The sequence below is a fragment of the Vibrio sp. OY15 genome (assembly GCF_000742455.1).
GTDB classification, from domain to species: domain Bacteria; phylum Pseudomonadota; class Gammaproteobacteria; order Enterobacterales; family Vibrionaceae; genus Vibrio; species Vibrio alginolyticus.
Window position 1 is genome coordinate 179,396 of the sequence record NZ_JPIL01000001.1, and the last position, 13,252, is coordinate 192,647.

Annotated in this window: 15 protein-coding genes; 11 read left to right on the forward strand and 4 right to left on the reverse strand. The window is 44.0% G+C overall.

Going from position 1 to position 13,252, the window contains the following annotated elements; all coding sequences use genetic code 11:
* Window positions 1-38: 38 nt before the first annotated feature.
* Window positions 39-206, reverse strand: coding sequence for a hypothetical protein (locus IJ23_RS25325; protein ID WP_005378215.1), 168 nt, complete (start codon window positions 204-206; stop codon window positions 39-41).
* Window positions 207-715: 509 nt separating this feature from the next.
* On the opposite strand from IJ23_RS25325, the gene htpX reads away from it, so the two are divergent.
* From htpX to IJ23_RS00805, 9 genes are all read left to right on the forward strand, one after another.
* Window positions 716-1,585, forward strand: a complete 870-nt coding sequence (gene htpX / locus IJ23_RS00765) for a protease HtpX (protein WP_033905082.1) — start codon at window positions 716-718, stop codon at window positions 1,583-1,585.
* Window positions 1,586-1,794: 209 nt separating this feature from the next.
* Window positions 1,795-2,214, forward strand: coding sequence for a nuclear transport factor 2 family protein (locus IJ23_RS00770; protein ID WP_005378211.1), 420 nt, complete (start codon window positions 1,795-1,797; stop codon window positions 2,212-2,214).
* Entirely contained in the window at window positions 2,211-2,936 is a 726-nt protein-coding gene (locus IJ23_RS00775; RefSeq protein ID WP_033905083.1) for an SDR family oxidoreductase, read from the forward strand. Before IJ23_RS00770 ends, IJ23_RS00775 begins: the two co-directional genes overlap by 4 nt.
* A gap of 12 nt (window positions 2,937-2,948) precedes the next feature.
* Window positions 2,949-4,259, forward strand: coding sequence for an NAD(P)/FAD-dependent oxidoreductase (locus IJ23_RS00780; RefSeq protein ID WP_033905084.1), 1,311 nt, complete (start codon window positions 2,949-2,951; stop codon window positions 4,257-4,259).
* 1 nt (window position 4,260) lies between these two features.
* Window positions 4,261-5,079 (forward strand): DUF1365 domain-containing protein, encoded by an 819-nt coding sequence (locus IJ23_RS00785; protein WP_005378205.1) that lies wholly within the window; start codon window positions 4,261-4,263, stop codon window positions 5,077-5,079.
* Window positions 5,073-6,329, forward strand: coding sequence for an SAM-dependent methyltransferase (locus IJ23_RS00790; RefSeq protein ID WP_033905085.1), 1,257 nt, complete (start codon window positions 5,073-5,075; stop codon window positions 6,327-6,329). Before IJ23_RS00785 ends, IJ23_RS00790 begins: the two co-directional genes overlap by 7 nt.
* A 6-nt stretch (window positions 6,330-6,335) precedes the next feature.
* A complete protein-coding gene (locus IJ23_RS00795) occupies window positions 6,336-6,848 on the forward strand; it encodes a DUF2878 domain-containing protein (protein WP_033905086.1) in 513 nt (170 codons plus the stop codon).
* Window positions 6,808-7,401: a chalcone isomerase family protein gene (locus IJ23_RS00800; RefSeq protein WP_017821712.1), complete on the forward strand. Its 594-nt coding sequence runs from the start codon at window positions 6,808-6,810 to the stop codon at window positions 7,399-7,401. Before IJ23_RS00795 ends, IJ23_RS00800 begins: the two co-directional genes overlap by 41 nt.
* A complete protein-coding gene (locus IJ23_RS00805) occupies window positions 7,401-7,934 on the forward strand; it encodes a DUF3833 domain-containing protein (protein WP_139832019.1) in 534 nt (177 codons plus the stop codon). The genes IJ23_RS00800 and IJ23_RS00805 overlap by 1 nt, the downstream gene beginning before the upstream one ends.
* A gap of 133 nt (window positions 7,935-8,067) precedes the next feature.
* Here the strand turns inward: IJ23_RS00805 and purB are convergent, their stop codons facing one another.
* The 3 genes from purB to mnmA form a co-directional block, all read right to left on the reverse strand.
* Window positions 8,068-9,438, reverse strand: coding sequence for an adenylosuccinate lyase (purB, locus tag IJ23_RS00810; RefSeq protein ID WP_005378198.1), 1,371 nt, complete (start codon window positions 9,436-9,438; stop codon window positions 8,068-8,070).
* 153 nt (window positions 9,439-9,591) lie between these two features.
* The gene (hflD, locus tag IJ23_RS00815; RefSeq protein WP_005378194.1) at window positions 9,592-10,209 is read right to left on the reverse strand and encodes a high frequency lysogenization protein HflD; all 618 of its coding nucleotides are present in this window, start codon (window positions 10,207-10,209) and stop codon (window positions 9,592-9,594) included.
* 10 nt (window positions 10,210-10,219) lie between these two features.
* Window positions 10,220-11,344 (reverse strand): tRNA 2-thiouridine(34) synthase MnmA, encoded by a 1,125-nt coding sequence (mnmA, locus tag IJ23_RS00820; RefSeq protein WP_005378192.1) that lies wholly within the window; start codon window positions 11,342-11,344, stop codon window positions 10,220-10,222.
* A 188-nt stretch (window positions 11,345-11,532) separates the two neighbouring features.
* Between mnmA and IJ23_RS00825 the strand changes: the two genes are divergently transcribed.
* Window positions 11,533-11,802 (forward strand): hypothetical protein, encoded by a 270-nt coding sequence (locus tag IJ23_RS00825; RefSeq protein ID WP_033905087.1) that lies wholly within the window; start codon window positions 11,533-11,535, stop codon window positions 11,800-11,802.
* 117 nt (window positions 11,803-11,919) lie between these two features.
* A complete protein-coding gene (locus IJ23_RS00830; RefSeq protein ID WP_005378187.1) occupies window positions 11,920-13,224 on the forward strand; it encodes an inosine/guanosine kinase in 1,305 nt (434 codons plus the stop codon).
* Window positions 13,225-13,252: the final 28 nt, after the last annotated feature.

A 13,252-nucleotide genomic window follows, 5' to 3' on the forward strand; every position in this document is an offset into this window, starting at 1 on the left:
TGCAGCCCTTTCTTGTTGGTGTAACCTAAAAAGTCAGATTACTTATCTTGGCTGAGCCCCATCAATGCTTGTTGTGTTTCTGCAACACGCTGAGACATATGATGATCGGTTGAAATACCAAGTTGTTGCTTTGCCTCGTCCTCTGAGATGCCTAGGTGACAACGCAGTAAATCAATAGCCATCTGATAGTCGTTAGTTTCTACCATGGTTTTTCCCTCAATACATGGAGTTTTTGAGCTCACCCAATGCACTTTTTGCAATGTACTTAGAGTGGCTCTGTTTTGTTCATCTCATTCGAATTTAGCATGTCCATGTAGCCGCACAATAAGACCAAAGTCTATAGCAGAGCTAACGTACTGTTTTTGGTCTATTAAAAAATTTCTAGCTAAGTTGCTAAGAGGTGATAGATTTAACACCAAGATCATCTATCAATAGATGATGGGTAGGTCAGAGCTTATTTCATCATTTTGATAAATGTATATGAACGGAGGTTCCAGCTCCTACCAAAGCATGTTTTGAAATCGCTTGAATCAAATATTTCAGTCTCGAAAACAAATGTTGCAATTTATTGCTTAACCTTGTTTTTATCGCGGATAGACTATATCTATAACGCACGGAACATGAAAATCAACGGAATTGGCTTTTATAGCGATTACCATTTGTTCCTTATAACAATCCGTTTTAAAAAAACGATAAGCTTCCTCGGAGAAAAGTAATGAAGCGAATTATGTTATTCCTAGCAACTAACCTAGCTGTCGTGCTAGTGCTTAGTGTTGTTCTGAATATTGTTTACGCTGTAACTGGAATGCAACCAGGCAGTCTGTCAGGTTTACTTGTAATTGCTGCTGTATTTGGTTTTGGTGGCGCATTTATTTCGTTGATGATGTCAAAGGGTATGGCACTACGCTCGGTTGGTGGTATGGTCATTGAAAGCCCGCGCAACGAAACGGAGCATTGGTTAGTCGAAACTGTGGGTCGTCAAGCTCAACAAGTGGGTATTGGTATGCCAACGGTGGCTATTTATGATTCACCAGATATCAATGCATTTGCGACAGGTGCAAAGCGAGATGACTCTCTTGTCGCAGTTTCTACTGGTCTTTTACACAATATGACTCGTGATGAGGCAGAGGCAGTACTTGCACACGAAGTGAGCCATATTGCAAATGGTGATATGGTCACGATGACGTTGATGCAAGGTGTCGTGAACACGTTTGTTATCTTCCTATCACGCTTTATTGCCAATATCGTGGCATCGAACGATGATGAAGAAGGCCAAGGTACAAATATGATGGTTTACTTTGGCGTATCCATGGTGCTTGAACTGGTATTTGGTTTCCTAGCTAGCTTCTTGACTATGTGGTACAGCCGTCATCGCGAATTCCACGCGGACGCAGGTGCTGCGCGCCTCGTTGGCAAAGAAAAAATGATTGCGGCTCTAGAGCGTTTGAAGGTGAGTCATGAATCTCAACTGGATGGCACCATGATGGCGTTTGGTATCAATGGCAAGCAGTCGCTGACTGAGCTACTAATGAGCCACCCTCCGCTAGATAAACGTATTGCAGCGTTGCGAGGCCAGCAATACTAATTGTTCCTACTTAAATAATTGTTAATCTGCTGAAAAGGCTTGGTTTTGACCAAGCCTTTTTTTTCGCCGATTGATCGCGTGCGAACTTCATCACGTACTACTTACAGAAATAAAGTTATACAAAATTATTTTTGTACAACTTTGGTGGAATGAACTATCTTGTACATATAATAATTTTGTACAACTTAATGGGCGTGTAGGAGTAAAAAATGGACATACAGTCTGTTGGCAATATCTATCAAAAGCTCAACAAAGCGAACTTACATCTGCTTAAGGATATATATCACCAAGATGTAGTATTTGAGGACGCAGCGCATCGTTTAGAAGGATGGCCAGCACTTTCGGATTATTTCACCTCATTATATGCCAACGTCATCAGTTGTGATTTTGTAATCCATGAGCATCAACAAGTCGGAGATACAGGCTTCCTAACTTGGACAATGGACCTTCAGCATCCCAAACTTCAGAAGGGTGCGCCTATCCTCGTCAATGGTGTTTCGCACCTCAAATTTAGCGAAGGTCAGGTCATTTATCACCGAGACTATTTTGATCTCGGAGAGATGCTCTATGAGCATTTACCGTTACTTGGTTCAGTCGTTAAAACCATCAAGCAGAGGTTAGGACAATGAACAACACCATCTTAATCACAGGCGCCACCTCCGGAATAGGAAGGCAGCTTGCCCTAGATTACGCGAACTCAGAATGGAATGTGATTGCTTGTGGTCGGAATCAAGATGTTCTTGCAGAACTGGAGGCAGTTTCCTCCAAAATTCATACATTGCAGTTTGATGTGACAAATTATGAGGAAACTCAGCAGGCGCTCTCTAATTTGCCCTTTACGCCAAACACATGGGTTTTTAACGCAGGCGATTGTGAGTACATGGATGAGGGAGTGGTCGACGCGAAACTCATGGCGCGTGTGATGAACGTAAATGTTGTCGGTGTTGCCAACTGCGTTGAAGGCTGCCAAGTGCATTTAGAGAGAGGGCACCGCATTGTTATTGTTGGCTCTATCGCATCAGAAGTGGCACTGCCTCGTGCTGAAGCTTACGGCGCATCCAAAGCGGCAGTCAGTTATTTTGCACGCACGCTCGCCGTCGACTTGAAAAAGAAAGGGATCAATGTGGTAACGGTGTTTCCTGGTTTTGTTGAAACGCCGTTGACTGACAAAAACGACTTCGAAATGCCAATGATCATTTCTACTCAGCAAGCGTCGGACTCTATCAGGAAGCAGTTAGCCGCCAACAAGACCTATATCTATTTCCCAGCGAGATTTACCAGTATTTTACGTTTTATCTCGTTACTTCCATACAGTTGGCAAGCTCGCCTAACTGCTAAACTCGTAGCATAAGAAGGAATAAGAATGAAAACAGCAGGAAGAAAGAAGATAGCGATTGTGGGAACGGGAATCTCTGGCCTTACTTGTGGTTATTACTTGCATAAAGAACATGAGGTAACGCTGTTTGAAGCGAACGATTACATCGGTGGCCATACTGCAACCGTTGATGTGAGCCTTGATGGTAAAGAATACGCGATAGATACTGGGTTCATCGTCTATAACGACCGTACGTACCCTAATTTCATTAAAATGATGAGCGAGATTGGCGTTGAAGGTCTGCCGACTCAAATGAGCTTCAGTGTCAGAAACGATGGGAACGGACTAGAGTACAACGGCCACACAGTGTCGACATTGTTCGCTCAAAAACGCAACTGGGCAAACCCTAAATTTTATCGATTTATCTTCGAGATACTTCGTTTCAATAAACTTGCCAAGCGCTTCGCTAGCGAGCAATCCTCGCACTCTCAGACGTTAGGTGAGTTCCTTGATGAACACAAATTCAGTGCTTTCTTTACCGATAACTACATATTACCGATGGGTGCTGCGATTTGGTCGTCGACTTTAGCTGACATGCGCGCATTCCCTCTTATGTTCTTCTTACGTTTCTTCCTCAACCACGGTCTGCTAGATGTGACTAACCGGCCACAATGGTATGTGATTAAAGGTGGTTCACGATCATACATTCCACCATTGACCAAAGGCTTTGCCGAGAGTATTCGTCTTAATAGTCCTGTCGAAAAAGTGGTTCGCAACGAAAAAGGGGTTGGCGTTCAAGTTCGCGGAGAAACGCATTGGTTTGATGACGTTATCTTTGCTTGTCACAGTGATCAAGCAATGAGAATGCTAGAGGATATCAGCCCAATTGAGCAGGAAATCTTGGGGGATATGACATACCAAGCAAATGAAGTTGTTCTTCATACCGACTCTGCCGTACTACCAAAACGTAAGGCAGCATGGGCATCATGGAACTACCTATTGGAAGGCAGTGAAGAGGAACAGCAACGCCTCCCTTCGCTCACTTATAACATGAACATTCTTCAGCATATTCAATCAGAACATACGTTTTGTGTAACGTTGAACAGTACTGAGCAAATTAACTCAAATAAAGTCTTGCGTTCGTTCACTTATCATCATCCAGTATTCACCACTGAGTCTATTGCAGCGCAGCAGCGCAAAGATGAGATACAGGGCAAACAAAGTACCTGGTTCTGCGGCGCTTATTGGTACAACGGTTTTCATGAAGATGGCGTGCGTAGCGCGCTTGATGTTGTGAAAGAACTAGAAGAAAAGTACCGCGAACAAAATGTGGTTCCTTTCGAAAAAGGCGCAGCGTGATATGGATAGCCAAATGAACAGCCGATTGTTTATAGGCAACGTTCGTCACCGTCGATTCACGCCTGTGAATCATGAGTTGAACTACTCTTTATTTATGCCCGCCATCGATGTAGACGAGCTCGATGCTTTAGAGAAAAAAGTATGGGGTTTTGGTTCGCGTTGGTGGCATTGGGCTCGCTTCAAGCGCAGTGATTACATTGGTGAAGGCAGCGTCAAGTCGGCAGTGCACAGCAAAATTGAAGAACTGACAGGTGTTCGCTGTACCGGCAAGGTAATCGCAGTCTGTCACTTGCGTTATCTAGGGCTTTATTTCAGTCCCGTTAATTTCTACTACGTTTATAACACGGAAGGAGAATGGAAGTATCTCCTCGCAGAGGTGAGTAACACTCCTTGGAATGAACGACATTACTACGTGGTGTCAGCAGATAAAGAAGAAGAAAAGTTTGGTTGGGAACAAGTTAAAGCATTCCATGTTTCACCATTCAACCCGATTGACCAACTCTACCGCTGGAGAATTAAACCTTTGACAGACAAGTTGAATATTCATCTTGAATGTCACAAAGGAGAGAAACACTTTGATGCCACCATGGTTATGAAAGCCAAGCCACTTTCAAGCAAAACCTTATTGAGGTGTTTGATCGTTACACCAATACAAACGGTAAAAGTAATGGTTGGTATTTATTGGCACGCATTAAAACTTTGGGTGAAAGGCGCACCTTTTTATTCTCATCCTAAATATTCAACGCATGAAGAAATAGAAGCCGATACTGAAAAAACAGACAAAAAAAATAAAAAGCACAAGGAGAATTCTGCATGTTAAATACTAGTTCTATGACATTGCCGCGTAAATTGACGACAACGCAAAAAGCGGCTCGCGGAGTTATTTTTCAATGTCTGCAAAAAATGGAAATCGGCTGCTTAACAGTTATTGAAAGTTTTAAGACGGAAACGACAGAGCGAAGCGAGCGTTTTAGTGCGCCAAATGGGGAGTACAGTGGTCAACCTGTTGTCGCTACTATAGAGGTAAAACATCCAGGCTTTTATTCACGGATCTTGCAGGGCGGCAGTATTGCTGCTGGTGAGGCTTATATGGATGGGTGGTGGGATAGCCCCGATTTAACCTCATTAATGAAACTGATGGCCCTTAACATGCGTGCTCTAGATAAACTCGAAGAGCAAGGCAGTTGGTTGACTAAAATACTATACAAGTTCAGTCATTGGTCAAACAGAAATTCTGAAGAGAACTCACGTAAAAATATCCATGCGCATTACGACTTGGGTAACAACCTATACGAAGCGTTCCTTGATATCAATATGCTGTATTCGTCGGCGCTTTACAATCATGCGGACGACTCTCTAGAGCAGGCTCAAATCAACAAAATGGATCGTCTATGTCAGCAACTTGAGCTGAAGCCCACTGATCATGTTGTTGAAATTGGCACTGGGTGGGGCGCTATGGCGATTTACATGGCAGAACAATACGGTTGTCAGGTCACCACAACAACGATATCTGAAGAGCAACACGCGTACGCGGAGCAAAAAATCAAAGAGCGTGGCTTAGAAGACAAAATCACGCTACTCAAAGAAGATTACCGAAACCTAACCGGAACTTATGACAAGCTCGTTTCTATTGAAATGATTGAAGCTGTGGGCAAACAATTCCTGCCTTCGTACATTAAGGTCTGTGAGTCTTTATTAAAGTCCGGTGGCGTGATGGCGATTCAAGCGATTACGATTGCCGATCAGCGTTACGATTACTACAGTAACAACGTCGACTTTATCCAAAAGTACATTTTCCCGGGTGGTTTTTTACCGTCGGTAACCTCACTAACCCAAGCCACAACAAAATACAGTGACTTAGTGACGCGAGACTTGTTCGATATTGGTTTGGACTACGCCAAGACGCTGAACGAATGGCACTTACGTTTTAATCGAGCAGAGGGTGAAGTGCGCTCATTTGGCTACGACGACCGCTTTGTGCGTATGTGGCGCTACTATTTGAGCTACTGTGAAGGTGGCTTTTTGGCTCGCACGATCAGTGCAGTTCACATGACGTTTCAACGCCCGTAGTTCGTTATGAAGGTATTTCTTGCTTCGACATGGTTCCAACTCTGCTGGTTTGCAGCGGTGCTTGGAACCTATCAATGGCAATGGGTGACGTTATTCCTTACTTTGGCAACCCTACTATATTGTTTGAAAAGCGATGCATCTTCGCTCAAAAGTATTAGTGTGATCGTCACGGTCGGGCTCGTGCTTGATACGCTCAATCAACAACTCTCGGTCTTTGTCTTTCCAACCCCATGGCTGCCAGTCTGGTTATTATGCTTGTGGGTTTTGTTTTCTTGGTATGCCTATCAACTTAAGTCAATTTTGTACCGTTTCCCAAAAACCTACGTATCAATAATAGGCGGACTCGGAGGAACAGCGAGCTACTTTGCTGGCTATAAGCTCCAAGCCGTTGAATTTGGATTTAGCACTGGCGCTACACTGGCAATGTTGTTTGTCGAATGGTGCGTCATGATGCTCTTGATACTCAAGGTGTACGGAAATGAAAAGCTTGAAGAGAGACTTAACTCAGAGACTGACTAGGCTGCTTGCGTTGGTAATAGTAACTGGCTCTTTTGCTCTGCAAGCTCAACCTGTTGGAAATAGCGAAGCTGCCAGCAACATTGCGAATTGGAAGGGATGGAAAACTGTTGGAGAAGCCCAACTTACTTGGTTCATCTTCGATATTTATCACTCAAGATTAAAAGCGCCTGATGGAAAGTTCATCGTAAGCGATGACGTATCGCCACATCCCCTTGCGTTGGAAATTAATTACAAGAGAGACATCAGTAAGCAACAGCTGCTTGATGTGACGGATGAGCAGTGGGCGAAATTGGGTTTTACGGACTCATATCGAAAAGCTTGGATCAGCGAGCTCGATCGTATGTTTCCTGATATTCAAAAAGGTGACGAGCTTACTTATTTAACAGATGGAAAATCTGGTCAGCTTTTTTATAAGCAGGTTGGGGACGTGCAAGTAAAGAACGTTGGCATCATTGAAGACGAACGAATGAACGATGCATTTTTGGCTATATGGTTATCACCCAACACAGAATTTCCGAAACTCCGAAAACAATTGATAGGGCAGGTTAGATAGTGTTTAAACGAATTTTTAAAGCAGCGACTTTAGTGGCAGCTGTTTTTCTTTCGGCATGTTCCGCAGACATTGATAATTACCGCTCTTCTACACCGACTTTTGACGTATTCGGTTATTTCGAAGGCGACATAAAGGCGTGGGGGATGGTGCAAGATTATACCGGACAGCAAACGCGTCGCTTTGAGGTCGATATAGCGGGTACTGTAGCGGGTGATACGCTGACGCTGGTGGAAGACTTCGTGTTTGATGACGGAGAGGTGGACCAGCGAGTTTGGGTTATCACTAGATTAGAAGACGGTCGTTATGAAGGTAAGGCAGACGATATTATAGGTGTAGCAACAGGGGAAGAGCAGGGCAATGCGCTACAGTGGCAATATGACTTTGAGCTACAAATGGAGGATTCATCAGTGACGGTTGCTTTTGATGATTGGCTTTATCGTCAGGATGACAGACACGTTTTCAATCTAACGAAAATAAAAAAGTTTGGTGTGGAAGTAGGAACAATAACCTTGTTCTTCCAAAAGCAGCCATAACAAATGGGGCTGATCTTCAATTAATAATCCATTCCATATAACTAAAATTATTTTCTCCCGACCTAACTCTCCTAACTAAAAAAGGTTGACGCTTTCGCGTCAACCTTTTAAGTATCTGGTCGTTACAGGAGTATTACAGCTTATCTGTCAGCTCGATTGCTTGACCGATATAGTTCGCTGGTGTCATCTCTTTCAGACGTGCTTTCTCGTGCTCAGGAAGCTCAAGACCGTCGATGAAGTTACGCATTGCTTCGCCGTCTACACGCTTACCACGAGTTAGCTCTTTCAGCTTCTCGTATGGCTTCTCGATGCCGTAACGACGCATAACGGTTTGTACTGGCTCAGCTAGTACTTCCCAGTTCTTGTCTAGTTCAGCAAGAAGCGCTTCACGGTTTACTTCTAGCTTGCTGATGCCTTTAAGTGTCGAAGTGTAAGCGATGATAGCGTAGCCAACACCAACACCAAGGTTACGTAGAACCGTTGAGTCAGTTAGGTCACGTTGCCAACGAGAGATAGGCAGTTTCTGTGCTAGGTGGCCGAATACAGCGTTCGCAAGACCTAGGTTACCTTCTGAGTTTTCAAAGTCGATTGGGTTAACTTTGTGAGGCATTGTTGAAGAACCGATCTCACCAGCAATAGTTTTTTGCTTGAAGTGGCCTAGTGCAATGTAACCCCAAACGTCACGGTCGAAGTCAATCAGGATAGTGTTGAAACGAGCGATAGCGTCGAACAGCTCAGCGATGTAATCGTGCGGTTCGATTTGAGTTGTGTAAGGGTTCCAAGTTACGCCTAGAGACTCTGTGATGAACTCTTCAGAGAACTTGTGCCAATCTAGCTCTGGGTAAGCAGAAAGGTGTGCGTTGTAGTTACCTACTGCACCGTTGATTTTCGCTAGGATCTCAACGTTTTCGATTTGCTTGAATTGACGCTCCATACGGTACGCCACGTTTGCCATTTCTTTACCCATAGTAGATGGAGAAGCAGGCTGACCGTGTGTACGAGATAGAAGAGGAATGTCGCGGTATTCCACTGCTAGTGCTTTGATAGCGTCGATTAGGTTACGGATTTCTGGAAGAATCACGTTCTCACGCGCTTCTTTAAGCATTAGAGCGTGTGATGTGTTGTTGATGTCTTCAGAAGTACATGCGAAGTGGAAGAACTCGTTTACTGCGTGCAGTTCAGGAACGTCTGCTACTTTCTCTTTTAGGAAGTACTCAACCGCTTTTACGTCGTGGTTAGTTGTACGCTCGATCTCTTTGATACGGCGTGCATCTTCTTCAGAGAAGTTTGCAGCAAGGTCGTCTAGGAATTGGTTTGCTTCTGCGCTAAACGCTGGCACTTCTGCAATTTCAGCAGTAGCAGCAAGCTTTTGTAGCCAGCGGATTTCAACGATAGTACGGTACTTTAGTAGACCGTATTCACTGAAAATTTCGCGTAACGCAATTGTCTTGCTTCCGTAACGGCCGTCTACTGGTGAAACAGCAGTCAATGCTGACAGTTCCATGATGTTCTCCTGAATTGGGTTTCTAAATTTCGTGAGCTTTATACCAATAACTGTGGCAATTGTCACGAATATTGCGCAAACGTTTGCGCGAGATTTGTTTTAGTCGAAAAAAATGAGCTCGCGATAAACGCGAGCTGCTTATTTGATATTTTACTACAGACGAGCAAGAAGGATTTGTGCTTGCTCTACCATCTTCTTGCGCCCGAAGATTAGGTGGCGACGCTTACCACCAACTTGACGCCAAAGAACTGCACTACGAATGCCAGATAACAACAGCGCACGAACTTTGTGTTGGCTTGCCGTCTGCTGCAGTACAGATGGCGTGCCCGTTACTTGAATGCGTGGGCCAATAGGGCTAACGACATCCAGATAGATGCTCGCTAAATTGCTGATCATTTGATCGTCTAGTAGCTCAAAGTGCTCTGACTGACGCTTGGCCATTTGAATACGATCACCAAGCTGAGACATAGCATCGTTTCGAGAGCTTAACTTACGTTCTAACGCCATTAAACTAATAATGTAACGAGTAATTTCACTGCCTGATGGTGTGCTATCAATCCCTTTAACCAAGCATTCTAGGCCGAGCTTTAGATCGGCTTCGCGACCGAATACGCCAACTGTGTTAGCAGGGTTAGTGCTCAAAATAGCGTTGATTGATGTTTCAAAAGCATCTTGATCACAATGTCCGTTTCTCGCTACCTGTTGAACTAAAGCAACAGCTTGGCAAATCCCAGCGAAAGCGATAGTACGGTCATAAAGTGTATTCGCCACGTAACGACTCCTAAGCTTGAGAATATTTAATGCGTTGCTCGATGATGCCGCCACCTAGGCACACGTCACCTTTGTAGAACACTGCTGATTGACCTGGAGTTACAGCAATTTGTGGCTCGTCAAAGATAACTTTAATGTTTTCATCATCGATAGGGATGATTGTACAAGGAATATCTTCCTGACGGTAACGAGTTTTCACTGTGCACTTCATAACATCGCGAATTGGCTCACGATCTACCCAGTGAAGTTGTGATGCAAGTAGACCTTCTGATTTCAACATTGGATGGTCTTTACCTTGAACGGCAATCAAAACGTTACGTTCTAGATCTTTCTCACCAACGAACCATGGGTCCTCGTTACCACCGCCGCCTTTACGGCCACCAATGTGTAGACCTTTACGCTGACCAAGTGTGTGGTACATCAGGCCTTGGTGTTGACCAATCACTTCGCCTTCTGGAGTCTCGATATTACCAGGCTGAGCTGGAAGGTAGCGACCCAGGAATTCCGTAAACTTACGTTCACCGATGAAACAAATACCAGTAGAGTCTTTCTTCTTCGCCGTGATTAGATCTTGCTCTTCAGCAATGCGGCGTACTTCTGGCTTCTCTAGGTCACCAACGGGGAATAGGCTACGTGCGATTTGCTCGTTGCTTAATGTGTACAGGAAGTAGCTTTGATCTTTGTTGCCATCTAGACCACGCAGCATCTGTGGTTTTTCACCATTTTCTGGGAAAGAGCGACGCACATAGTGGCCCATTGCAATGTAATCAGCATCAAGTACTTCATCTGCGAATTCTAGGAATGCTTTGAACTTGATTTCTTTGTTACAAAGAATGTCAGGGTTCGGAGTACGGCCAGCTTTGTATTCAGCAAGGAAGTACTCAAATACGTTATCCCAGTATTCGGCTGCAAAGTTGATAGTGTGTAGGTGGATGCCTAGCTTGTCACATACTGCCTGAGCGTCAGCAAGATCTTCTGCCGCTGTACAATATTCTTCGTTGTCATCTTCTTCCCAGTTCTTCATGAAAAGGCCTTCTACTTGGTAGCCTTGCTGCTTTAGAAGATACGCGGAAACAGATGAATCAACGCCGCCGGACATACCGACGATGACTTTCTTTTGGCTGTTATCAGACATTACTAAACACCACTTAAATAAACGGGATGCAGATTCTATCAGAATCCACAGACCGGTGACAGATCCGAGATCGAAATCACAATTCGTTTCGCTGGATTTTTCTTCAACAAAGATTCGAACGAGTAATTTCGCAAGTATAGAAGAGGTATATATGGCATAGTTGGCCAAAATCCAAGAGGAAACACCAAATGACAGAAGAAAACCAATTTATGCAAGAAAGTGAGTTGATTGAAATTGTTGAAAATCAGCTCGAAGATGGCAACCCGCTTAAAGTAAAAGAAACCCTTATGCGTTTAATGATGACTGGCACACCACGTGAAGATGCGGTTGCGATGATGGCATGTGCGATGTCAATTGAGATTTTTGATGTAATGAAGAATGAAGGTGGGTTCAACCTAAAGCGTTATAGCGAGCACCTTGAGCAACTACCAGATCTCAGCTTTATGGAAGGTGAATAAGCCACCTAAAAGAAAAAAGCTGTCAGCAAACGTTTGCTATAATCGCTTTTATTGCTGCTTTATTATTAGCGGTATAGAATCCGCTCTCCTTTTCATCCCCTTACTCAGACTGACAATATGAAATTTCCTGGACAACGCAAATCGAAGCACTATTTTCCTGTTCATGCTCGTGACCCGCTGGTGAGCCAAGCACAAGAAAGCAAGAAGATGACGCGCACTCACATCATTGGTATTGACCAAACCTTGGTTGATATTGAAGCAAAAGTTACAACGGATGTGATTGAAAAGTACGGTCTGAGTAAAGGTCACTCTCTGGTTATCGATGACGAAAGAGCAGAAGAGTTATACCAGCAACTGAAAGAAGAGAACTTGATTACCAATGAGTATGCGGGCGGTACAATTGGTAACACGCTACATAACTACTCCGTGCTAGCGGATGACCGCTCCACACTACTTGGAGTGATGAGCCAGGATATTAAGATTGGCAGCTACGGTTACCGTTATCTTTGTAATACATCAAGCCGCATGGACTTGAACTACCTACAAGGTGTAGATGGTGCAATTGGCCGTTGTTTTGCTCTTATCACAGAAGACGGTGAACGTACTTTTGCTATCAGCGAAGGGCAAATGAACCAACTCCATCCTGATAGCATTCCAGAGAAAATCTTTAAAAATGCATCAGCACTTGTACTGACGTCATATCTAGTACGTTGCAAAGACGGCGACCCAATGCCGGAAGCAACAATGAAAGCAATTGAGTACGCGAAAAAGAATGATGTGCCTGTTGTTCTGACTTTAGGCACAAAGTTTGTTATTCAAGATGACCCTAAATATTGGCAAGAATTCATTAGAGATAACGTTTCAGTCGTTGCGATGAATGAAGATGAAGCAGAAGCACTGACGGGGGAATCTGATCCACTTGCTGCGTCCGATAAAACATTGGAGTGGGCTGATCTAGTATTGTGCACGGCGGGTCCTGTAGGTCTATTTATGGCTGGGTATACGGAGGATAGCGCGAAGCGCGAAACTTCTTTGCCATTACTTCCAGGGTCAATTGCTGAATTTAATCGTTATGAATTCAGTCGTCCGGCGAAAAAAGACTCATGCGAGACGCCAATAAAAGTGTACTCGCATATCTCGCCATATATGGGTGGCCCAGAAAAAATTAAGAATACAAATGGCGCAGGTGATGCTGCGTTATCTGCTGTTCTTCATGATATGGCAGCAAATAAATACCATAAAGAAAATGTGCCTAATTCAAGCAAGCACAGTAACGAGTATTTAACTTACTCTTCTTTTTCTCAAGTCTGCAAATACGCAAACCGTGCTAGCTACGAAGTTCTCGTGCAACATTCACCACGATTGTCGCGCGGACTTCCTGAGCGAGAAGATAGCCTAGAAGAAGCATACTGGGAACGTTAATACGAAGCGGTTTAATTAACTATTCTGT